The sequence below is a fragment of the Flavobacterium granuli genome (assembly GCF_031456055.1).
In the GTDB taxonomy this organism is placed as follows: Bacteria; Bacteroidota; Bacteroidia; order Flavobacteriales; family Flavobacteriaceae; genus Flavobacterium; species Flavobacterium granuli_A.
The window spans coordinates 58,759-83,449 of record NZ_JAVDTX010000007.1 but is presented as its reverse complement, the minus strand read 5'-3'; the positions used below and the strand labels follow the sequence as shown (position 1 = coordinate 83,449).

The following is a 24,691-nucleotide window of genomic DNA, read 5'->3' as shown; positions in this document are numbered from 1 at the left end:
AGTATTCAAATAATCGACAAAATACACACTTGTTGAAAATTTTAACATATTTTTCTTGTCTTTTATTTTCAATAGGATAAAAATGCAAAAACATAACAACCACTTGTTTGTAACAAAATAGAATATATAATTATGAATATACTACTTCAAAAATTTGGCACCAAGTTAGACACAGCGCCATTTTCTAAAATAAAAAACGAAGATTATTTTCCTGCTTTTCAGGAAGCAATTAATTTGGCAAAAGCCGAAATTGACGCAATAATCAACAATACAGAAAGTCCTACTTTTCAGAACACAATTGAAGCTTTATCATTTAGCGGTGATGTTTTGGAGCGAATTTCAAGTATTTTTTTTAATCTAAATTCGGCTGAAACGAGTGACGAAATGCAAAAAATTGCACAAGAAGTTTCACCTCTTTTATCTGAATTTGGAAATGATGTTCGTTTGAATGCTGATTTATTTGCTAAAGTCAAAACCATTTATGAACAAAAGGAATCTTTGAACTTAAATCCAGAGCAAAAAACACTTTTGGACAAACAATACAAAAGCTTTTCTAGAAATGGAGCCAATTTACCCGAAGAAAAGAAAAATCAATTAAGAGAAATCGACAAAGAACTCTCGAAATTGAGCTTGCAATTTGGTGAAAATGTTTTGGCCGAAACCAACGCTTTTGAATTGCACCTTACCGATAAAAAGGATTTGGCAGGTTTACCCGAAGGAACAATCGAAGCGGCTTGCTATTTGGCGAAAGCACAAGAAAAAGAAGGTTGGATTATCACTTTAGACCATCCTAGCTACATTCCGTTTGTGACGTATGCAGACAACCGTGAATTACGTAAAAAAATAACCATTGCTTTTGGCGCAAGATCTTTTCAAAATAATGAATTCGACAATCAGGAGATTGTTTTAAAAATTGCCAAACTGCGTTTTGAAAGAGCCAATCTTTTAGGATATAAAACTCATGCCCATTTTGTACTTGAAGAACGTATGGCCGAAAGCCCGGAAAAAGTATTGTCTTTTTCCAATGATTTATTAGCCAAAGCCAAACCAGCTGCGCAAAGAGAATTTGCACAATTATCGGCTTTCGCCAAAGAACTAGACGGCATCGAACAATTAGAAAAATGGGATAGTGCTTATTATTCGGAGAAATTGAAACAACAATTATTCAATTTGGATGATGAGAAATTGAAACCTTATTTCCAATTGGAGAAAGTATTGAATGGCGCTTTCACTATTGCCGAAAAACTATATGGACTGACTTTTACAGAGGTTTTTGATATCGATAAATACCATGAAGAAGTTACTACCTATGAAGTAACAAACAAAAACAACGAATTGGTTGCTGTTTTCTATGCCGATTTCTTTCCGAGAAAAGGAAAAAGAAATGGTGCTTGGATGACTTCTTTCAAATCGCAATATATAAAAGACGGTAAAAACGAAAGACCTCATATTTCGAATGTTTGCAACTTTACAAAACCTACCGAAACCAAACCGTCACTTTTGACATTTAATGAAGTAACAACTTTATTTCATGAATTTGGCCATGGATTGCACGGAATGTTGGCCAATACCGAATATCCAGATCTTTCAGGAACATCAGTGTATTGGGACTTTGTAGAATTACCAAGTCAGATTATGGAAAATTGGTGTTACGAACCAGAAGCTTTGGCATTGTTTGCACATCATTATGAAACTGGCGAAGTTATACCGCAGGAATATGTAGAGAAAATCAAAGAGAGTGCAAGTTTTCAACAAGGAATGGCAACAAATCGCCAATTGAGTTTTGGATTGTTAGACATGGCATGGCATGGACAAGATCCTACAAATATTACTGACATCAAAACTTTTGAAACCGAGCAATTTGCTTCAACACAATTGTATCCAGAAGTAAAAGAAAATGCAATGAGTACAGCCTTTTCACATATTTTTCAAGGTGGATATTCATCAGGATATTACAGTTACAAATGGGCCGAAGTTCTTGATGCTGATGCATTCGAATATTTTCAAGAAAATGGTATTTTCAACCAAGAAGTGGCCGAAAAATTCAAAGAAAATGTACTTTCAAAAGGAGGAACCGAACATCCTATGATTTTATACAAACGTTTTAGAGGACAGGAACCGAAGCCAGATGCTTTACTAAAAAGAGCGGGGCTGATATAAAAATGTAGAATTCAGAAAGAAACCGAAGTAGAAATGCTTCGGTTTTTTAGTTTTATAAACCCTATTCATCAATCATCATACTATTTAAAAAACAAAAGAGAAATCCACCAAACAATTGGTAAACTTTCAACCCAAAAAGAAGTGTAATATTTAGTCCGTTTTTCATTAGCGAAAGTCAAAAAAAGTGTAATCACAATTGCAAGAGCAATATCAAGATTTAATTTCAGCTTCAAAAAATGGGTATTAAAATTACCGTAGATATTGAATAACTCTAATCCGCAGAAAAGAATCAGTAAAACAAAACCCAGAATTTTGGTATTCTCTACCCCTATTTGTTGCGGAACGGTTTTTAGATTAGGATTGTCAAATCGCAAATCGATAATTTCAAAAATCATAATCAATATAAAAATCAGGATAAAGCGCTGCGTACTGACTATCCCCATAGTTACCGAAGGAGCCACTCCAGCATTCAACAAAGGCAAAAATACAGTCGCCCCTACCCAGCAAAACGAAACGATATAAATCTTTATTCCAGCCCAATTTCGGGCATTCACTTTATTGGGAAAAAATGGAAGCGTATAAAGCAATGTTAATCCTAAAAAAACAATAGCTGCTATTTGCGTGATGCGTTCCAACAGAAAAAAATAATAACCTGTCATGATAAAAGAACCCAAAGTAAAAACAGCAATCACTCTTAATTTCTTTCGTAACTGTAATCGCTTACCTCTTGCCAATTCTTCATACTTCACAAAATTATATCCTACAATCGTTCCCCAAAAAGCAAAATAACTTACTGTATTTTGGCCTGAAATAAGGAACACCATTTGGGTAATTTGTACGAATGCAAAACAAGACAAAGCAACGTGTATGCTGCTATTTATATAAAATTGGAGAATACTTTTTAAAACCTTCATTTAACAAATTTAATCAATTGTTAATAAATCAGTCCATTAGTTGAAAAATCCCTATAAAATCAAGTTAAAAAAGAGCTTTATTAAGAGATTAATATTTATTTTTGCACCACAAAAAACACAACGCTTTATTTCTACACAAAATAGTCTTGATTGGACTGAAATTCAAATATAAATGAATATTTAAACAATCAGGCTTTACGTTAGACTTAAAAAAACAAATAGTAGCTACACATATATGAAAACAGATTCTTTTGCTTTAAGACACATTGGCCCGAGAGAAACAGATTTACAACACATGTTGAAAACCATAGGAGTTGACTCTATAGAGCGACTTGTTTATGAAACACTTCCGGATGATATTCGTCTAAAAGCTCCTCTTGCATTAGACCCTGCTATGACCGAATATGAATATGCCAATCATATCACCCAGTTGGGAAGCAAAAACAAAATGTTTCAATCTTACATAGGTTTAGGATATAACCAAGCAATTGTTCCAGCTGTTATTCAAAGAAATATTTTTGAAAACCCAGGATGGTACACTGCTTACACTCCTTACCAAGCCGAAATTGCACAAGGTCGTTTGGAAGCTATTTTGAATTTCCAAACTATGGTAGTTGAACTTACCGGAATGGAGATCGCAAATGCTTCTTTATTGGACGAAGCGACTGCAGCTGCCGAAGCAATGGCGTTATTATTTGACGTAAGAACTCGCGATCAAAAGAAAAACAATATCAATAAATTCTTCGTTTCAGAAGAAATATTACCTCAAACTTTATCAGTTTTACAAACTCGTTCTACTCCAATCGGAATAGAATTAGTGATTGGAAACCACGAAACTTTTGATTTCTCATCAGACTTTTTCGGAGCAATCCTTCAATATCCAGGAAAATATGGTCAAGTAAACGACTATACTTCATTTATTGCAAAAGCGGCGGAAAACGAAATCAAAGTAGCCGTTGCTGCTGATATTTTGAGTTTGACAAAACTAACGCCTCCAGGAGAAATGGGAGCTGCAGTAGTAGTTGGAACAACACAACGTTTCGGAATTCCGTTGGGTTATGGTGGACCACACGCTGCTTATTTTGCTACCAAAGACGAGTACAAAAGATCTATGCCAGGAAGAATCATCGGGGTAACTGTTGATACTAACGGAAACCGTGCTTTGCGTATGGCTTTGCAAACTCGTGAGCAACACATCAAACGTGACAAAGCGACTTCAAATATCTGTACTGCACAAGTATTACTTTCTGTAATGGCAGGAATGTACGCTGTATATCACGGACCAAAAGGTTTGCAATATATCGCCGATAAAGTTCACGCTTTGGCTGCAACTTTGTCTAACGAATTGGAAAAACTAGGTTTACAACAAACCAATACTGCTTTCTTCGATACTATCGTTATCAAAGCTGACGCTCAAAAAGTTCGCACTATTGCAGAACAAAACGAGGTAAACTTCTATTACATCGACGACAATACCGTTTCAATTTCTTTGAATGAAACTACAAGTATTACCGATATCAATAAAATTGCTGGAATTTTCGCTTCCGCAAATGGTAAGCAAGCAACAACAATCGAAACTTTATCTGGGGCTAATCATTTCCCAGAGGATTTAAACAGAACATCATCTTTCTTACAACACGATGTTTTCAACAAATTCCACTCGGAATCAGCGATGATGCGTTACATCAAAATGTTGGAACGTAAAGATTTATCATTGAATCACTCAATGATTTCTCTAGGATCTTGTACAATGAAACTGAATGCAGCTTCAGAGATGTTGCCATTAAGCAATGCACTTTGGAACAATATTCACCCTTTTGCACCGCTAGATCAAGCACAAGGATACCAAGAAATGTTGTCTAAACTAGAACAACAATTAAACGTAATTACTGGTTTTGCAGGAACCACTTTGCAACCTAACTCAGGAGCACAAGGAGAATATGCAGGATTAATGGTAATTCGTGCGTACCACCAATCTCGTGGTGATCACCACAGAAACGTGGCGCTGATCCCATCATCTGCTCACGGAACCAATCCGGCTACAGCAGCAATGGCGGGTATGAAAATCATCGTTACCAAAACATTGGAAAACGGAAATATTGACGTTGAAGATTTACGTCAAAAAGCGATTGAGCACAAAGACGACTTAGCTTGTTTGATGGTTACTTACCCATCAACTCACGGAGTTTTTGAAAGCGCTATTATCGAAATCACAAGAATAATCCACGAAAACGGAGGACAAGTTTATATGGACGGTGCCAATATGAATGCACAAGTTGGTTTGACCAACCCAGCAACTATTGGAGCTGACGTATGTCACTTGAACCTTCACAAAACATTCGCCATCCCTCACGGTGGTGGTGGACCAGGTGTTGGACCAATTTGCGTTGCCGAGCACTTAGTTCCTTTCTTACCTTCAAACCCAGTTATCCCAACAGGAGGAAGCAGTGCTATTACAGCCGTTTCTGCAGCACCTTGGGGATCTGCATTGGTATGTTTAATCTCTTACGGTTACATCACGATGTTAGGTGCCGATGGATTGAAAGAAGCTACAGAGCACGCTATCTTGAACGCCAATTACATCAAAGAAAAATTAAACGGTCATTACGATACTTTATACTCTGGTGAAATGGGTCGTGCGGCTCACGAAATGATTTTGGAATGTCGTCCTTTCAAACAAAAAGGAATCGAAGTTACCGATATCGCAAAACGTTTAATGGATTATGGTTTCCACGCACCAACCGTTTCTTTCCCAGTGGCAGGAACCTTGATGATCGAACCAACCGAAAGTGAAAACCTAGAAGAATTAGACCGTTTTTGTGACGCTATGATTGCCATTCGTAAAGAAATCGAAGCAGCAACCATCGAAGACAGTAACAACGTATTGAAAAATTCTCCTCATACATTGGCAATGCTTACTGCCGAAACTTGGGATTTCCCATACAGCAGAGAACAAGCAGCTTTCCCACTGGATTACATCGCCGAAAACAAATTCTGGCCTACCGTTCGTAGAGCCGATGATGCTTTTGGAGATAGAAACCTGGTTTGTAGCTGTGCACCAATCGAAGCTTACATGGAAAGCTAAAAATAAATAAGAAAAATAAACACAAAATGTCTCGAGAAATCGGGACATTTTTTTTATTTTTGGTTTTTATCAAACCAAATCCTACACCTACTCCATTGAAAAAAGTATTCTGTCTCATTTTATTATTGTGCTTTAGTGTTGCCAATTCACAAAACAAAAGTTTTATTTATACTCCAAACAATATTGATTCAATTCAAAATTACATCAATAAAATAACCACAAACAAAATAGGTTCCTTTGATATTAAAAATCAAAAGAAAATCAAAGAAATACTACTCGAAAGAAAGGAAACTTTTTTCAAAAGCATCAAAGACAGTTCCTTCATTTTTGATAAAAACATCAACAATTATCTTCAAACGGTACTAGCGGAAATATACCGTTCAAATCCACAAATAGACAACAAAGATTTTTACTTTCTGATCAGTAAATCCTTAATTCCAAATGCTGCCTGTTACGGAAATGGAATTTTTACAATAAACCTTGGCCTATTTAATTTAGCAGAGAATAATGATGAAATTGCTTTTATAATTTGTCATGAGCTATCCCATTATATACTCAATCACAATGACAAATCACTTTTGAAACACATCCAGACATTTAATTCTAAGGATGTAAAAAAGAAATTAAGTGCTGCATCCAATTTAAAATACGGTCGAAGAGCTGCCGTTACTTCTTTGTTAAGCGACTTAAAATACAATTTCATGAAACACAGCCGAAACGACGAAATCCAAGCTGATTCTCTTGGAATAGTACTTTTCAGCAAAACAAAATACAGTCAACAGGCTGCGGTCACTGCCTTAAAAAAATTAGATTTTGATGAAGGTATGGTTTTCAATAATCAAACAAATCTAAAACAGAACTTTAACTTCAAAGACTACCCGTTCAAAGAGGTATGGACTGAAAAAGAAGACAAGCTTTTTGACATTACCCAAAGTGCAAATGATTTTGCGTTAGATAAAGATTCTTTAAAAACACATCCCGACATACCACTACGTATTGAAACAATACTTCATAATAATAAATTGTCTTCAACAAGTCCTTCAAAGGAGCTACTTGATCTAGTCAAGAAAAAAGTTGCCGAAAATAGTTTCAGAATTTACTATGACAGCAATAGATATGATTATGCTTTATATCAAATCCTTTCGCTACATGAGAACCAAGACATAGATGATTTAACATACACTAAAGCAATTTCAACCTTATTCAAAAAAATATTCTTGCTGAAACAAAACCATGTTTTTGGAAAATATGTAGAACCAGCAAATACATTTTCGGAAGAAAAATATGTTAACGAGATCCGGTTATTCTTAAACAATCTTGAACTCAAAAATGTTCGAAAAATTGGCTACGCCTTTTGCGCAGAAAATGAACTTAAAGCAAAAGACGACGTACTCTTTCAGGATAATTTCTCCTTTTTTAAAAATTTAAACCAAAATTAATACTTAAACCCCTACCATGAAAAAAACCAGTATTTTACTGCTTACATGTCTTGTTGCCAACTTGACACTCGCACAAACAAAAAACATTGACAATGTCAACGACACCTTCAAAGTAAAAAATTCAGGAGCCATTTTGAACAAAGACAGTGATGTAGATGGCTATTATTTCTTTTATGAATTAGATAAACTAAAAAAAGGAGACCGTGAGTTTGCCATCCAAATTCTAGACAAAAACCTAAATGAAATTGCCCAAAAAAACTACATCGACAATAAGAACACTTTTTTGATGAAAAGTAGTTTCAACAACCAGCAAGTAATGTTTGCTATGGCTAATTACAAAGAAAAAAAAATCACGCTATTGTCTTTTGATACCAAAGCAAACCAATTGCCAAAAGTGGAATTTCCTCTTGAAAGCAAAGAGATTCGTTATCTTCAATACATGCAGCAATCAGGAGATTTTAATGTTCTTTTTCCGATTGAAAACAAAGGATTTATTTTCAATAAATTCGAAGACAATAAAAATATAGGTTATTCTTTAAAATACTACCCAACCAATGGAGATACAGCTTGGGAATACAGTTCTCCTAAAGACTCCAAAGATTATTTAGCGATCAATCCGATTGAAGCAAATGACAAATACCTAGTAGCGCTAGAATCATCAAAATCAAGTTTACTATCTCGTAAAATAACGTTGAAAACTAAAGTTATTGATATCAAAACAGGCGATTTATTATTCGAAAAAGAGTATGCCAAAAACAAAAAACCTAAATTAATCACCAATGTTTTTTTCGACAATAAAAATAATCTTATTTTAATGGGAGAATATTTTAAGGAAGGTGACAATATATACACTGACAAAAGTTTAGGGTTGGCTATGGAACTAATTGACTCTACAGGAAAAACTATAAGAGAAGAATTTATCAGCTGGAAAGATGATGTAGTAAAACTGGCCAATATAAAAGGAGATTATCTTGACGAAAAAGGATATGTCTTTTTCCATAAAATCGTAAAAACAAACCAAAACGAATTTTATGCTGTAGGTGAGTTTTACAAAAAAACAGTAAGTGGCGGAGGTGTAGCATTATCCGCATTATCCATGCTGGGTGGCGGCGGACCAACAAATGTTACTCAACTTACCATAACAAATTCAGTAGTTTTCAAATTTAATTCAGACTTTAAACTAACCGAAATCAAAGAATACGAAAAAGGAAAATCCAGAGCTCCTAGTTTAACCGATTTTGGAAGTCCACAATTAAATGCATTTGCTTTAAAGGGACAAGGTGCTTTTGATTACGAATACACTCAGGTTGACAAAGTCAATGACAGATTCTATTCTTGTTTTATTGACTACGAAAGACTAAAAGGAGAGAAAAACAAAAATGCTTTTAAAACAATCATTTACGACGAAGGAAAACTATCCGAAGACAAAATATATTTACAAAATGACGCAGTCGAGTTTAGAGTTTTACCTGCCAAACTTGGAAATGTATTGCTTTTAGAATACGACAAAAAACTAAAAAAACTAAATCTACATTTAGAGAAAATGAACATCAATTAATTTTCAAAAACCGAGAAAAAATATAAAAATATTTTTAGAATTTCTCAAACAAAACCCTTTCAGTATCACAACTGAAAGGGTTTCTTGTTTATAATCCTAAAGAAAATTAAGGAGCAGAACTCTTCCGTTTTTTATCAACATCACTCCTGCTGTCCGCTCTATTCCAACTCGTAGAAAAAACGAGATGGGATGCAGCTCCCATCAGGGCTATTTTACAGCTTTAGTTTTTCAAAATACTTTTCAAAACATTAAGCCAAAAAAACAGAAAAGAAAGTAAAATAGAATCAGTGCAGCATGCAGATAAAAAGTACTTTTAATAATTTATAAGGAAAAATCTATATATTTGAAAATAAACAAATACTGATATTTATCAGACATATATTCAAGTTGTGCATCATACTGATGAACACCCATAAATTTATACAGATAACTAAGTAAATATGACAGACGATTTAGAAACAGAAAAAAATAGTTTAAATAATTCACCAATAACTGAAGTAGAAGACATTGGTGACATAACTATACCAACAAAAGAAACAGAAACTAATAACCCCAATCAGAAAATAGACAATATGGAAGTACATCATCATTCATCACATGACCATGGCAAAAAAACTTGGCGCACTTATGGTTGGGAGTTTGGAATGCTGTTTTTGGCGGTATTCTGCGGTTTTTTGGCTGAGTATTTTTTAGAGCATCGTATTGAAAAAGAAAAGGGAACACAATATGTACTATCTATGATAGAGGATTTAGAATCGGATTCCGCAAAAATCAATGAGGATCTCGTTAATCTTAAAAAACAAGTGGTTGGTTTAGATAGCTTGTCATTATTATGCTCGAATTCACCGTATAATGATAGTACTATTAAGCATATGTATCAATTAATGTACTACAATACAGCATCTAGTTATCAAATTGGATTTACAAAAAGAACAATAACCCAATTAAAAAATTCGGGCGGAATGAGATTAATAAGCAACAAAGCATCTGCCGATGCAATAACTGAATATGCCGAATTGATAGAAGACGTTGAATCTCAAGGAGAATATTATGATGAACAAGGGATAGGTGAAATAGTGAACCTTAGCAGAAAGATATTTAACTTCAATTATATGAGAGGGTACAATTTAAAAAATAAAAGTAGTTTCTTCTTGAAATCAAAAGTCGTTAAATTGGTCAATGATGATGAAAAATTAATGGCAGAGTATAGTAATCAAAACTTTATCACATCGAGAGTGGTAGCCTTTTATATTTATAAACTCAATAATCTTCAAGAACAAATTCCTAAGACCATTGCAATATTAAAAAAGGAAAATCATTTAGAATAAATAAGCATGAACGCACAAAAGCTACAATGGATTTGAGCAATTGACATAATGGAAGTTGGTTTTGTAATTGGGATGATTTGCTTCGCCTGTTCGCTATCGCTCGGGTGGCAAATCCGAAGAATGGGATTAATTTAGTCGCAAACCCGTTGTAGTATCAAGATGTTATCAGTAATCATTAAGAGAATTTATATAAATTTAAAAATCTTAGTTTATGAATTTTGAAAAACTAATTCCAAATGTTTATTATGTGAATATTATCAATGGATTGAAATTCTTTTATGACTGTTTGGGATTTACTATTGTACATAATGAAATAAAATCAAGCGAACCGTTTTGTGTATTGGAAAAAGATGGATTGCAGATATATCTTTTTGAAAATGTAAAACTTGCTAAAGAGCATAATCCAGAGTTTAGGTTAGTGACAAAAAATATTGACGAAGTTTATGGAAAGGTTTCTAACTCTCATCCTGAATTTCTTCATCCTAACCTTCAGAAAATTACTCTTCGCCCTTGGGGTGCTAAAGAATTCGCATTAAGAGATGAACAAGTTTGCGTTATAATTCAAGAGTGGTAAAACCTGATAGAACAAATTCGCTTAATGGAAAGTTGGTTTTGCATTTGGGATGATTTGTTTCGCCTGTTCGCTACCGCTCGGGTGGCAAATCCGAATAAAGGGCTTAATTTAATCCCAAACCTGCTGTCGAACCAGAACGTTATGAGCTAGTTGAAAAAGAGCATTTCAGTTAAAATCATGTTTTTAATTTCATTCAGTTGCGCAGAAAATTAAAGTTTGATGTTTAGAAACTGAAAATGTGGAAACTTGATTACAGAAACCTAAAAAGTAGAATGCTGAAAATTGAAATATTTTGTGCAGAATATAATAACGTAAAGTGAATAATTAAAAATAATAAACCGAAAATTTATCGGTTACGAACCACAAACCATCAAAGCTACAATGTAAATTACTTTTTTGACACAGCTCAAACATTAAACTATAACATCCAAACATTAAACCATAACATTATGACAAGACTGCTTTTATTTTTTATTTTGTTTTTTGCTTCGGCAGACATCATCGCACAGACAGACAATATTGTTTTAAAAGACCTGACGTGGGACAAAACTGCACCTGCAGGAATGCTGGAGCTAGAAATTCCTTCGGCTAACTCTCAATTACCCGCAATGATGTATACTGCAAACGGAAAGGAAAAACATCCAACATTACTATTATTGCACGGAATGCCGGGAAATGAAAAAAGCCTTGACATTGCACAAGCAGTGCGTGCACACGGGTGGAACGTGATTTATTTTAATTACAGAGGTTCATGGGGAACTTCTGGAAAATTTGATTTTAAAAATTGTGTTGAAGACACCAAGAATGTGGTTGCTTTCTGTAATAAATATCAGGATTCTTTGAGAATTGACACAAAGAACATCGTCTTGTTTGGACATAGTATGGGTGGATTTGTCTGTCTCAAAGCCTTGGAACAATTACCACAAATAAAAAAAGGATTTGCTTTATCGGCGGGTGACTTCTATTATGATTTAAAGACGTTTCCTGATGAAAAAGCATTGACTGCAACAGTCACTAAATATCCTAATTATAAATCATTAAACTCAACCACACTTGAAATCTATTTATCTGCTTATAGAGAGCGTCCTTATTACAATCTTGAGACAGATGTAAAGGCATTAAAAGACAAGCAAATTATAATGTTGGACGAACACGAATGGAATAAAGAATTAGCTGCAACAATAAAATCTCAAAATCCGAAATACTTTGATTATCAGGTTTGGGACACGGACCATAGTTTTACAAACAAAAGAGCATCATTGACAAATCTAGTTCTTTCGTTTCTCGATAAATAAAATATCTTACAGCAGTGGTTTTCGTCAGGTATCCGGAAATGAAAAATTCAACAGCAGTTCTTTCAATTTCCTTCCCAAACACAATGCGCCAAACCGTTATTAATCTAAAACCCAACAAAAAATCCATTCACACGAATGGATTTTTTTATATAATTTCCGAATTTAGAATTAGAAACTCAGCTCGATTATTTGTATTTGGGATGATTTGCTTCGCTGTTCGGAGCGCGAAGATTTTAGCTTCGCTCCGTTCGGCTTTAAGCCTCGGGTCTTAAGAGCTAACTTCAAGCTTATATCCCTTGTTGCGTATAACAACAATGTTAATATTCGGATCAAGATCTAGTTTTTTTCTAAGTTTTGATATGAACATATCCAGACTACGCCCCACAATAACTCCTTCATCTTCCCATATCTCTTTTTGCAGGCGGCTTCTCTCAATAGTCTCGTTAGGTGCTAATGCGAAAATGAGCAGCAGACGCGTTTCAGTTCCCGTCAGATCTATGGTTTTTTTATTTATTAGCAGTTGCCGTTTCTGCGCATCAAATAAGACTGAACCAAAAGTGAATATCTTGTTATCCTCATCTTTAGGTAAGGCTCTCCGCGGCTTCACCGATCTCAAAAAAACAAAGCCAACAAATGCTAAAAATGACAGGCCGCTCAAAAAATATTTATTCCTTACTGTAGTTATGCCATTCGGTTTAAATTTAATGTTAATCATATAACAGGCGACGGGTTGCCTTCTTCCTTTACACGCTACAATATCATCTTTTTTATTTTTGGATATAGCATATCCATAAGCTACACTGGAGTTGCCACAATTAAGTACGTTAACAACATAATCACGTGCGAACGGGGCTTTGGCTAATAAACGCTGAGTAGTATTCACCAGGGAGTCGGTTTGAAAAGTAAGTTCATTCTCAAACCTGATTTGATATTCATTTTCAGCTATCTTTTTTATGGGAAGAACCCTTGATGTACTGTCGCCGGACTGTAAAAGTATTTCATGTCCGATCCTGCGCAGTAAAACTTCCCTTCTGGCAATATCAAAATCGTCACTATCAGTCATACTGAAAGCTGCACAGATTACAAAGATAAACGAGAGTAGTATCAATGCAAATAGGTATTTGCGCTTTCCGGAGAGGAGATTTTGACTAAGATGCATAATGTCAATTTTTTATTTACAAAGTTTACATTTTTATTTACAATCCCAATCTCTCAAACAGAAAAACATCAGTGTAAATTTGCAGAAACAATTTGAAAAGATATGAAACATATGAAAAAAATCATCTATGTGCTGATCTTACCGCTAGTTGTGGTGAGCGGACTAGTATTTAGCTTCGCTCCGTTCGCCTACGGCTCGGGTGCTAATCGTGAAATTAAAAATGAAACTAAGCCATCCCCAAAGCCATTGTCCATTGCTGACAAGAAAGCCAATCTAGATGAAAGAAAAAAATGGGAAGCTTCTCCTGACGGCATAAAGTACAAAGAATGGGAGGTTTCTCCCGAAGGCAAAAAAATTCATGCCAGTCATGATAAAATAAAGGAGTATATAAAGTCTTTCACCAATATGGAGGCCGTGGTAACCTCTGTTACTTTTCAGCGCACAAATGCGAAATCATCAGGGCCAAAATGGCTTATAGTCAGGATTAATGGCGAAGAATACATGATGCAATTTATTCCTAAGGATTTTCAGCAGTTAAATAGCCTGAAAGTTAACGACAAAATAATTGTACGAAGCCGCGGCGCAGGGTATTCACATAATCATCCATATTTGATTATATCGGGGGACTATATCGCGCGAAATAATAAGATACTTTTTAAACGCGACTTTAGCAAAAATAAAGGTTGCTGAGGATTAGGGGCCTCGCGATTAGCGACACCCGAGGCTGCAAGCGGAGCGGAGCTAATGGCAATCAAAACCGGCTCTAACGTCTCAAAAAAAGCTAATAAATACTCAAAGAATCTCCTGTAGAGCTACTGGAAACACAAGCAAAAACCATAAAAGCCTGCAAATTACCTATTGCAGGCTAACCGAGTAATTCTCAAAATGCTTTTCAAGAATAATTATGGATATTGGATTGCTAACAATTTAGTGCTTGATGATTTCCAAAAACAATTTGTTGCGATAGAAATTAGCAAAGAAAATTTTGAGGAAAAGTGGAAATTATTATAAAAACTTCTTTTAACAGCGGTTTTGTGCAATGTCTCATTTTATCTTTCTTAGACGGAAACTACTCAACAGGAAAATTACATATATTTACAACTATCAATTAACAAACGCCACTGCACAAAGCCGCAAAACGCACGTGTAAAACCACAGACTACTAAACAAAACAGAAACCAATGACAAGACTTTTAATTACATTTTTGACTTTTTCATTTTTTGTAATTAGTTGCAATGCACAAAAAACAACTAATCCTAAAACAGAGAAAGTTTACCTTGTCAAAACAGACACAACAAAAAATTGTTACACAATAATATATCCGCCAAAACTACCTTGGACAGGATATTTGTTTCTAATTCCAGGTTTTGGTCAAACAGCCGAAGATGTTTTACTTCAAACTGATTTACCAAATAAATTATCTCAAAATGGAATATTGACTATTATACCAACCTTACAAGATGGCGTTTTGTCATTTGGGATTGATAGCCTAAGTCAACAATCATTCAATAATATTATACTAGATGTAAAGAAAAAGCACAAATTAACTAACCTTAAATATTATGTTGGTGGTTTTTCAATTGGTGGTAGTACAGCAATTAAATTTGCCGAAATTGCAACAATAAAACCAAATGCAATTTTTGCTATTGATCCACCTCTTGATCTTGAAAGATTTTATAATACAGCCGAAAGAGAGATACGATTATCCGTAAACAAAAGTCCAGATGAAGAGAGAGTTTATATGATTGAGAGAATAGGAAAAGAAATGGGTGGTTCACCAAAAGTTGCATTAAAAAATTATTACAAAACATCACCTTATTCATTTAGTGACACAGCTCAAACAGCTATTAAGAACATAATAAAACTTCCTTTGAGAATTTACACTGAGCCTGATGTTGATTGGTGGTTAAAAGAATTTGCAACAGATTTTACAGGGATGAATGCTTCGGAATGTTCGGCAATGATTAATGAATTGAATAGACTTGGGAATACTAAAGCAGAATTGATACTTACACAAAATAAGGGATATAGAAAACTTGATAATAGTAGGCATCCACATTCTTGGAGTATTGTGGAAAATAATGAATTAATTGAATGGTTATTAAAACAGGAATAATACCTGCAGGTAACAGCTAGTACAACGGATTTGGGTAATCGGAGCTATCTGAAATTAATAAATTTTTAACACTTTAATGATTATTCAAAAAAATGAAATAACTTAACTCCCTAATTCTTAATCAAATAATTTCATTATGAAAATTTCAAAAATGTTACTTACTATTTGTTTGTCATTTGCCCTTTTCGGATATGGTCAAAATAAATTAATTGGAAAGGTTCTAGATTTTAACAATAAACCTGTAGCAAAAGCTAAAATATATTTGGATTCCATATACTCAAAAGTGGTAACAAACAAGAATGGTGATTTTGAAGTTTTAATTCCTGCAAAGGTGAGTACAATTAATGTTTACTCTGATGAATATGGATTATTATCCTCCAAATTTAACAATGAAGATAAAATGAGTTTTGTGTATTTAGAGACTGATAAGTCAAAAAAAACCAAAAAAGGGAATGACGTTTCACTTGTATATTCCAAATCAGAGGACAAATATGTTGCCAAATCGAAAAGTAATAGTACCACAAATGACAAGACTAATTACAACACTATTTATGATATGATAAGAGGCAGAGTAGCTGGAGTAACCGTTTCAAGAGATAACAGAATAACGATTCAAGGAGTTAGTTCAATAAACTTTATTTCTGAGCCATTATTTGTTCTTGATGGAGTAATCGTATCAAATATTGATTATATCATTCCTAATAATGTAAAATCAATAAGGGTTTTGAAAGGAGCTGAGGCTTCTTATTATGGATCTCAAGGATCCAGCGGTGTTATAGTAATAACAACAATAAAATAACTTTTCATTAGGTTTAAATTTTAAAATATAGGCTCCATAATAAATGAGTTTCGGCTCCACGTTTTTCATAAAAAGCTGATTTTATCTTTACAAAATGGACTCGTAGAGGATTACGCTTTATATTTAAAATCAAATGATATTTATCCTTTTAATTTACAAAAATATCTTTGTAACAAAAAACATCCACTTTGTTATTTCCAGCTTTTACCAAAACTTAATGCAATTATTTTTGCAAATCAATAAAATATATTCAATAAATTTACCATATATCTAGTATTCCATAATTATATGCATGCATAGTAAATAATTCGTGCTTTATATATTTATTATAATTAATTTAGCCAAAATTTATCTGGAAATTATCAAAATGAAAATAAAAATAACTGGTATTGGAAGCTATATTCCTGAGAAAAATATTAGCAACACCGACTTTAGTGAACATGTTTTCTTAAACGAAGACGGTTCTCCATTTGCTTATCCAAACGAAGTCGTAATTAACAAATTCAAAGGAATTACGGGTATCGAAAAAAGAAGATACGCCGAAGATCATTATACAGCTTCAGATTTAGCTTTTTTTGCTTCCCAAAAAGCGATAGAGAACGCAGGCATAGACCCGGAAACATTGGACTACATCATTTTTGCACATAACTTTGGTGATGTTAAATTTGGCACAACCCAATCGGATATTATTCCAAGTTTGGCAACCAGAGTAAAACACCAATTGCAAATAAAGAACCCAAAATGTGTCGCTTACGATATCCTTTTTGGATGTCCTGGTTGGATTGAAGGAGTATTGCAAGCCAATGCATTTATCAAATCAGGCATGGCAAAAAAATGTCTTGTTATAGGTGCAGAAACATTGTCGCGCGTAGTTGATGCACACGACAGAGATTCCATGATCTACTCTGATGGAGCTGGAGCCTCAGTTATAGAAGCCTCAGACGACGAAACTGGAATGCTATCTTATGAAAGCGCTACTTATGCCGCAGAAGAAGCCAACTTCCTCTACTTCGGAAAATCATACAACCCAGATTTAGACCCAGATACTAAGTACATTAAAATGTATGGTCGTAAAATTTATGAATTTGCACTAAGCCAAGTTCCAGCAGCCATGAAAAGCTGTTTGGATCAAAGTGGTCTTGAGATTGGTGATGTAAAGAAAATCCTTATCCACCAAGCTAACGAAAAAATGGATGAAGCCATCATTCACCGCTTTTACAAACTGTACGGAGAAACACCTCCAAAGAACATTATGCCAATGAGCATACATGAACTTGGAAACAGCAGTGTTGCAACTGTGCCTACCCTTTTTGATCTTATAATTAGAGGCCAAATCGAAGATCAAGAAATCAACAAAGGAGATGTACTCATTTTTGCATCGGTTGGAGCAGGAATGAACATCAATGCCTTCGTTTACCGATATTAAACTAAGCTGTACGCTTATTTATTTCAAGCCCACTCCCTATTTTTTAGCGCAGTGGGCTTTTTTATGGTAACCAAATACCAACCACCAATATCAATAGATATTATTGGACAAATTTGAAATTACAAACTGTATAAGAAACAGAATCTTTATATTTGCAAACTCTAAAGCAAAAGCGATAGTTAAAAATTAAAAACATGTACGAAAAAACGTTTCCCAATAAAAGATTCAAACATACTTTAGAATTTTTAAAAAAACATATCAACATTTCTCAAACCATATTAGACTTGGGCGTTGACAACCCTTTTTCTAAAATAATGAAAGCTGAAGGTTATTCAGTAAAAAACACAACTGGTGAAGATTTAGACTTGAATCAAAGTGTTTTTTCGGAAGGAAAACAAGATGTGGTAACGGCTTTTGAAATTTTTGAGCATTTACTTAATCCATATACTATTTTAAGCGAAATAAAATCAGACAAATTATTGATATCAATTCCTTTACGCCTTTGGTTTTCATCTGCCTATCGCAGTAAAACAGACATGTGGGACAGACATTACCACGAGTTTGAAGATTGGCAATTGGACTGGTTATTGGAAAAAACAGGTTGGAAAATCATAGACAGAGAAAAATTCACTCACCCTGTAAAGAAAATTGGATTTCGCCCGTTGTTGCGATTTTTTACTCCGAGATATTACATTGTTTACGCAGAAAAAATTAAGATTTAAGATTACAGATTTAAAATTGCAGATTAACGATTTTTAAGAAATCAAGAATTGTTAATCATCATTCAAAAATATTTTAAATGAAATATTACATCGTAATTCCTACCTACAACGAAGAAGCTTTTATCGGGTTGACCTTGAAATCTTTGATTTCGCAAACTGTTTTGCCCAAAAAAATAGTAGTTGTCAATGATAATTCTACTGATAAAACAGCCGACATCGTTTTGGCTTTTGCCAAAGACAATCCTTTTATTACTTTGGTAAACAAGACTTCCGAAGCGATACATTTACCCGGAAGCAAGGTAATTCAAGCTTTTCAGAAAGGATTTGAAACATTGGACGAAGATTACGATTTAATTGTAAAAATTGATGCCGATTTAATTTTTCCTTCCAATTATTTCGAAACCATAATTAAACATTTTCAATCTGATTCTACAATTGGAATGGTAGGCGGATTTTGTTACATCGAAAAAAATGGTGATTGGATTTTAGAAAACCTAACCGATAAAGATCATATTAGAGGTGCATTAAAAGCTTATCGAAAAGAAACCTTTGAACAAATTGGAGGCTTAAAACCGGCTATGGGCTGGGACACAGTTGACGAATTGCTTTGCAAATACTACAATTGGAAAGTAGTCACTGATTCTACTTTACACGTAAAACACCTCAAACCAACTGGCGCAAATTACAACAAAACTGCACGTTACAAACAAGGCGAAGCTTTTTACACTCTTGGATATGGTTTCTGGATTACAGCTATTGCATCCGCAAAATTGGCGATGCTGAAGAAAAAACCTCTACTCTTTCTTGACTACATCCAAGGTTTCTGGAAGGCCAAAAAAACAAAAAAAACGTTGTTGGTTTCCAATGAACAAGCCCAATTCATTCAAAAGTATCGTTTACAAAAAATGAAAGAGAAATTGTTTTAATATTTTACAACTCTGTAATTAAAAACAAAATCTAAAATTCCAACAAAATACAGTATTTTTGCATACTTGTATTCCTTTCTGAATACAGCAAACTGTAAACTGAATACTAAAAAAATGATGCTCATTCGCTATACCTCCCAAATCGGGAAATATTTTTTAATGTGGAAAGAAATCTTCAACAAACCAACAAAATGGTCTGTTATGAAAGGTTTAATTTTTAAAGAAGTCGATGATTTAATTATTGATTCATTGGGAATTGTAGCTTTCATTTCTTTCTTCGTGGGTGGAGTTGTTTCCATACAAACAGCTTTGAATCTAACCAATTCCTTTATTCCAAAATACCTTATCGGTTTTGCTACACGTCAATCAGTAATTTTAGAATTTGCCCCAACATTCATGTCCATTATTATGGCTGGAAAAATGGGATCTTTCATAACATCAAGCATAGGATCTATGCGAGTTACCGAACAAATTGACGCACTAGAAGTTATGGGTGTTAACTCACTTAATTACTTGGTTTTTCCAAAAATAATAGCCTTACTTTTGTATCCATTTCTAGTTGGTATCGGAATGTTTTTAGGTATAGCTGGAGGATATTTAGCAACTGTATATGGTGGCTTTGGAGCCAGCATCGACTTTATTGAAGGAATTCAAAGAGATTTTCTTCCATTTCACATTTTTTATGCTTTCACCAAGACATTTATTTTTGGGATGCTTTTGGCTACTATTCCATCTTTTCATGGTTATTATATGAAAGGTGGTGCGCTAGAAGTTGGTAAAGCCAGCACTGTGTCTTTTGTTTGGACCTCGGTTGCCATCATCGTATTGAATTATGTTATTACCCAATTACTCTTAACAAAATGATAGAAATAAAAAACATAGAAAAATCATTTGGTGGTGTCAAAATTCTAAAAGGAGTTTCCAGTGTTTTTGAAGCAGGAAAAACCAATTTGATCATCGGACAAAGTGGATCTGGAAAAACAGTTTTATTAAAATCATTATTAGGAATTCATACACCAGAAGTAGGAACCATCTCTTTTGATGGACGTATTTATTCTGATTTAAGTGCCGATGAAAAAAGAGAAATCAGAACTGAGATAGGTATGCTTTTTCAAGGAAGTGCTTTATTTGATAGCATGACAGTTGCCGAAAACGTGGGTTTCCCTTTGAAAATGTTTACCAACGACAGTAATTCTAAAATTCAAGATCGTGTCGATTTTGTTTTAAAAAGGGTGAACCTGGTGGGTGCTCATAAAAAATTACCTTCAGAAATTTCAGGTGGAATGCAAAAAAGGGTTGCCATTGCTCGTGCGATTGTAAATAATCCTAAGTATTTATTTTGCGATGAACCTAACTCAGGATTGGATCCCAACACCGCAATATTGATCGATAATCTTATCAAAGAAATAACGGAAGAATACAACATTACAACAGTTGTAAACACCCATGACATGAACTCTGTAATGGAAATTGGGGATAACATTTTGTTTCTTAAAAATGGGGTAAAAGCTTGGCAAGGTAACAAAGAAGAAATCTTCCTTACCGAAAATGAAGCTATTGTTGAATTTGTTTATTCATCCAACTTATTCAAAAAAGTGAGAGAGGCATATCTAAAAGGATAAATTAGGCTTTACTTTTTTCAAATAAAGTCTTTCGATATCCAACCCAGTTGATTAAAACTACACCTATTAGAATCACAATTAATGCAAGTATTTGTTTTTTACTGATGGTTTCTTTAGCAAACAACCAACCTAAAAAAACAGCTATAACTGGGTTTACATATACGTAGGTTCCAACTTGTATCAGTGAACGCTTTGTTATTAGCCATAAATAAGCGACAAAAGCAAGTATTCCAAAAACAACAAGATACGCCAAACTCAGCCAAGAAGCTAAAGACACATTACTCAAAACAAAATCTTCGGTCTCTTTCGTAAAATAAGACAGCATCAAACAAAACAATCCTGCACTTATCATTTGCAAAGCGACATTCATCAAAGTAGGTAAATCAGTAGGGTAATATCTAGAAAATAAAGAACCTAATGCCCAAGATATTCCTCCGGCTATAATTACTATTACCCCTAATACAAAATGATCTGAAAAAACAGATGCATTGACATCAAAAAGAATTATAACTCCAGCAAAACCAATAATTAATCCCAAAAGTGAACTGCTATTTGAAAAGTTTTCTTTCCACTTTGGATAATCCAAAATCAAGAACCAAAAAGGTAAACTACAAACTACTATCGAAGCAATACCAGAAGGGACATATTGCTCTGCCCACATCACAGATCCTGTTCCGCCAACAAGTAAAAGAGTTCCGTAAATTGAATTTTTGAGTATTGCATCCTTATTGGGTTTCTTCAAATTTCCTTGCGCTTTTATCAAAATCAATAAAAGTAAACCTGCAATTACAAATCGCATTCCCATCAACATAAAGGGCGGAATCGTTTCAAGTCCCAAAAAAATAAAGAAATAAGTGCTTCCCCAAATAATAAAAATAGCCGCAAAAGCGAGATAAATTAGAAATTGATTTTCATTTTTGGCCATATTATTTTTAGGTTTTTTATAAAAATAAAAAAATGATTCCTTTCTGAAAATTGAGTTTTCCCAAAATTCTTAAGAATTCACTTTTTGATTTAATTATGAATAAAAATATCCACTAGGATTTTAACTGAGATACAATTGCTTTTATTTCTTGCTCCTTGCTTTTAGGATAAATCAACAAGATAGAATCTTTATCTACTATAATATAATCATCCAAACCATCGACAATTACTTGTTTTCCTAACGCAGTTCTAATGATATTATTCGATGCGTTTTGCAATAACACGTTTGCATTTACCACTGCATTATTATTGTCGTCTTTTGGTAATTTTTCATGTAGTGAGCCCCAAGTTCCAAGATCATTCCAGTCAAAAGTTGCTGGAAGCACATACACGTTTTTCGCATTTTCCATGATGGCATAATCAATAGAAATGTTGTCAGCATTTGGATAATTCTCCTGTATAAAAGCACTTTCCTTATCTGAATTATATGCTTCATATCCTTCCATAAAAAGAGTAAACATTTCTGGTTGAAATTCTTCAAAAGCTTTTAAAATAGACCGCACACTCCAGATAAAAATACCAGCATTCCATAAATAATTTCTACTTTGGATAAAGCGTCTAGCTGTTTTAAAATCTGGTTTTTCTCTAAATTGAACAACTTTTTTTATCGAACGACTGTCCAATTTGTCAAATTCAATATAGCCATAACCGGTGTTTGGAGATGTAGGCAAAATTCCCAGAGTCATCAAGGTTTCTTCTCTTTCGCATAAATCAAAAGAGCGTTGCAAATTGGCCACAAACTGCATTTCATCTTCAATCCAATGGTCGCTTGGTGCAACAACCATCACAGCATTTGGATTCAATTTTTTAATTTTTAATGAGGCATACAAAATACAAGGAGCTGTATTTCTCATCGCTGGTTCCAAAACAATTTGATCTTGTTTTACCATTGGTAATTGTTCCAAAATCAAATCATTATAACTTTCGTGTGTCAAAATCAAAATATTCTCTTTTGGAATAATTTGTGATAATCGACTAAATGTTTTCTGAATTAAAGTCTCTCCAGAACCCAACATATCATGAAACTGCTTCGGGAATTCTCTCGTGCTTACTGGCCAAAATCGAGAACCGATTCCACCTGCCATTAATATTGCGTAATAATTTTTGTTCATTGTAATGTTTTGTCTTCGCTACTTTATAGCTAATCATTTATTAACCAGGCAACAACTCTACCTCGGCATTTGGGTTAAATAAATACAATCGTCCGGAACTTATTTCCAAACATTCGTATCGCTTGGTTCGTATTGCTATTTTCTTGAAAATCTTTCCATTTGAAATTCTAAAAACGCTACCGTAAGGAATATCAAAGATATAGTTTTTATCATTTGGTTTATCATACTGCTTTAGAGCCAATGCCAATGTGGTATCGGTATCGCTACTTGCCGTCGGATTCCTAAAATGTCTTGCCAACAATGGCAACAAATGATTCGGAAAAATCTCTGGTCGAATAAATGGAACCATCATCCTTTGAAAAGAATGTTTCCACTCACCTCCGTGGGGTTTAATATTACGTCCAAATTTCTCAAAAGCCACCAAATGTGAAATTTCATGAATAAGAGTAATCAAAAACCTGTATTTATTGAGACTCGCATTCACCGTAATTTCATGTTTCCCGTTCATCCCTTTTCGGTAATCTCCATGACGGGTTTGCCTCTCATTTACAATTTTGAGATGCACTTGATGCGTAACAATCAGTTCAAAAACTGGCTTTACGGCATGTTCCGGCAAATATTTTAAAAGTGTTTCGGGCAAAATTAATTATGGGTTTGTGGAAGAAACGGGCAATACTTTACCGTTAAAATATTTATTCCCTGTAAGAGTGAAATCATAAATATAATTGGCCATTTCACTAGCAGAAAGTGGCGCTTGATATCCTGGAAATGCCTCTTGCAACATTTCGGTCTGAACAGAGCCCAAAGCCAAAATATTAAAAGAAATTCCTTGTTCTTTATACTCTTCCGCTAATAATTCAGATAGCGTAATCACAGCTCCTTTACTCGAACTGTAAGCTGCCAATCCAGCAAATTTTAAGCTTCCCTGTACACCTCCCATGGAACTTATGGTTACTACATGACTCCCTTTTTGCAAATAAGGCAAACAGATTCGGGTTAAATTGGCAACTCCAAAAACATTGACTTTGTAAATATTTTCGAAATCTTGCTGTGTCGTTTCGGCAAAAGGTCTTAATAGCAAACTTCCTGCATTATGGACAACGGCATCAATTCTATCCCAAGTAGCGGAAAGAAAATTGGTTACTTGTTGCAGCTCGTCTTCGCTTGATAAATCAACCGAAAGACTGGTAATATTTTTATGAGAAAGCAAGATTTGATTTGTTTTTCTTGACAAAGCAAGCACCTGGTTTCCTGCATTGGCAAATTGTAAAGCCAACTCCAAACCTATTCCCCTACTGGTTCCTGTAATAATAATGTTTTTCATTCTAAAATTTTCGCTAAATTAAAAAAAATCCATCAAGTCTATGTATAACCTGATGGATTCTTTCAAGATGGAAACTCATGTTTTTTTTCTGATGACCTGTTTATTCTTTAATACCCTACTAGCGATTATCTCATTATCAAAGTTTAC

21 protein-coding genes are annotated in these 24,691 nt (G+C 34.2%); 15 read left to right on the top strand and 6 right to left on the bottom strand.

The genetic code is table 11. From position 1 onward, the window contains the following. The first annotated feature begins 132 nt into the window (after positions 1-132). A complete protein-coding gene (locus tag J2W95_RS14855) occupies positions 133-2,160 on the top strand; it encodes a M3 family metallopeptidase (RefSeq protein ID WP_310008407.1) in 2,028 nt (675 codons plus the stop codon). 80 nt (positions 2,161-2,240) lie between these two features. Here the strand turns inward: J2W95_RS14855 and J2W95_RS14850 are convergent, their stop codons facing one another. Then, on the bottom strand, positions 2,241-3,074 hold the full coding sequence (locus J2W95_RS14850; protein ID WP_310008405.1) for a UbiA prenyltransferase family protein: 834 nt from the start codon (positions 3,072-3,074) through the stop codon (positions 2,241-2,243). A gap of 235 nt (positions 3,075-3,309) precedes the next feature. On the opposite strand from J2W95_RS14850, the gene gcvP reads away from it, so the two are divergent. From gcvP to J2W95_RS14820, 6 genes are all read left to right on the top strand, one after another. Beyond that, a complete protein-coding gene (gene gcvP, locus J2W95_RS14845; RefSeq protein WP_310008403.1) occupies positions 3,310-6,159 on the top strand; it encodes an aminomethyl-transferring glycine dehydrogenase in 2,850 nt (949 codons plus the stop codon). Positions 6,160-6,185: 26 nt separating this feature from the next. Next, positions 6,186-7,598, top strand: coding sequence for a M48 family metallopeptidase (locus tag J2W95_RS14840; protein WP_310008402.1), 1,413 nt, complete (start codon positions 6,186-6,188; stop codon positions 7,596-7,598). 16 nt (positions 7,599-7,614) lie between these two features. Then, on the top strand, positions 7,615-9,156 hold the full coding sequence (locus tag J2W95_RS14835; RefSeq protein WP_310008400.1) for a DUF6770 family protein: 1,542 nt from the start codon (positions 7,615-7,617) through the stop codon (positions 9,154-9,156). A gap of 440 nt (positions 9,157-9,596) precedes the next feature. After that, positions 9,597-10,484 (top strand): hypothetical protein, encoded by an 888-nt coding sequence (locus J2W95_RS14830; RefSeq protein WP_310008398.1) that lies wholly within the window; start codon positions 9,597-9,599, stop codon positions 10,482-10,484. Positions 10,485-10,695: 211 nt separating this feature from the next. After that, on the top strand, positions 10,696-11,058 hold the full coding sequence (locus J2W95_RS14825; protein ID WP_310008397.1) for a VOC family protein: 363 nt from the start codon (positions 10,696-10,698) through the stop codon (positions 11,056-11,058). Positions 11,059-11,507: 449 nt separating this feature from the next. After that, the gene (locus J2W95_RS14820; RefSeq protein ID WP_310008395.1) at positions 11,508-12,353 is read left to right on the top strand and encodes an alpha/beta hydrolase family protein; all 846 of its coding nucleotides are present in this window, start codon (positions 11,508-11,510) and stop codon (positions 12,351-12,353) included. A gap of 268 nt (positions 12,354-12,621) precedes the next feature. Here J2W95_RS14820 and J2W95_RS14815 read toward each other — a convergent pair whose 3' ends face one another. Next, complete coding sequence (locus J2W95_RS14815; protein WP_310008392.1) at positions 12,622-13,512, bottom strand: winged helix-turn-helix domain-containing protein; 891 nt, start codon at positions 13,510-13,512, stop codon at positions 12,622-12,624. Positions 13,513-13,623: 111 nt separating this feature from the next. Here J2W95_RS14815 and J2W95_RS14810 point away from each other — a divergent pair, with 111 nt between their 5' ends. The 8 genes from J2W95_RS14810 (at position 13,624) to J2W95_RS14775 (ending at position 21,124) form a co-directional block, all read left to right on the top strand. Then, positions 13,624-14,202, top strand: a complete 579-nt coding sequence (locus tag J2W95_RS14810) for a hypothetical protein (protein WP_310008391.1) — start codon at positions 13,624-13,626, stop codon at positions 14,200-14,202. 491 nt (positions 14,203-14,693) lie between these two features. Beyond that, entirely contained in the window at positions 14,694-15,629 is a 936-nt protein-coding gene (locus J2W95_RS14805; RefSeq protein WP_310008389.1) for an alpha/beta hydrolase, read from the top strand. 151 nt (positions 15,630-15,780) lie between these two features. Further along, positions 15,781-16,428 (top strand): TonB-dependent receptor plug domain-containing protein, encoded by a 648-nt coding sequence (locus J2W95_RS14800; protein WP_310008385.1) that lies wholly within the window; start codon positions 15,781-15,783, stop codon positions 16,426-16,428. A gap of 367 nt (positions 16,429-16,795) precedes the next feature. After that, entirely contained in the window at positions 16,796-17,854 is a 1,059-nt protein-coding gene (locus J2W95_RS14795) for a 3-oxoacyl-ACP synthase III family protein (RefSeq protein WP_310008383.1), read from the top strand. A gap of 194 nt (positions 17,855-18,048) precedes the next feature. Then, the gene (locus J2W95_RS14790) at positions 18,049-18,576 is read left to right on the top strand and encodes a class I SAM-dependent methyltransferase (RefSeq protein ID WP_310008381.1); all 528 of its coding nucleotides are present in this window, start codon (positions 18,049-18,051) and stop codon (positions 18,574-18,576) included. Positions 18,577-18,653: 77 nt separating this feature from the next. After that, a complete protein-coding gene (locus tag J2W95_RS14785; RefSeq protein WP_310008379.1) occupies positions 18,654-19,502 on the top strand; it encodes a glycosyltransferase family 2 protein in 849 nt (282 codons plus the stop codon). A gap of 114 nt (positions 19,503-19,616) precedes the next feature. After that, complete coding sequence (locus J2W95_RS14780; protein WP_310008377.1) at positions 19,617-20,366, top strand: MlaE family ABC transporter permease; 750 nt, start codon at positions 19,617-19,619, stop codon at positions 20,364-20,366. Further along, positions 20,363-21,124: an ABC transporter ATP-binding protein gene (locus J2W95_RS14775; RefSeq protein WP_310008375.1), complete on the top strand. Its 762-nt coding sequence runs from the start codon at positions 20,363-20,365 to the stop codon at positions 21,122-21,124. Before J2W95_RS14780 ends, J2W95_RS14775 begins: the two co-directional genes overlap by 4 nt. Position 21,125: 1 nt before the next feature. Here J2W95_RS14775 and J2W95_RS14770 read toward each other — a convergent pair whose 3' ends face one another. From J2W95_RS14770 to J2W95_RS14755, 4 genes are all read right to left on the bottom strand, one after another. Then, the gene (locus tag J2W95_RS14770; protein WP_310008373.1) at positions 21,126-22,049 is read right to left on the bottom strand and encodes an EamA family transporter; all 924 of its coding nucleotides are present in this window, start codon (positions 22,047-22,049) and stop codon (positions 21,126-21,128) included. Between the two features lie 112 nt (positions 22,050-22,161). Beyond that, positions 22,162-23,220 carry a mannose-1-phosphate guanylyltransferase gene (locus tag J2W95_RS14765; RefSeq protein WP_310008371.1) on the bottom strand — a complete coding sequence of 353 codons (1,059 nt, stop codon included), beginning with the start codon at positions 23,218-23,220 and terminating at the stop codon, positions 22,162-22,164. Between the two features lie 40 nt (positions 23,221-23,260). After that, positions 23,261-23,860 (bottom strand): SprT-like domain-containing protein, encoded by a 600-nt coding sequence (locus tag J2W95_RS14760; RefSeq protein WP_310008369.1) that lies wholly within the window; start codon positions 23,858-23,860, stop codon positions 23,261-23,263. Between the two features lie 6 nt (positions 23,861-23,866). Beyond that, positions 23,867-24,544, bottom strand: a complete 678-nt coding sequence (locus J2W95_RS14755) for an SDR family NAD(P)-dependent oxidoreductase (RefSeq protein WP_310008368.1) — start codon at positions 24,542-24,544, stop codon at positions 23,867-23,869. Positions 24,545-24,691 lie beyond the last annotated feature (147 nt).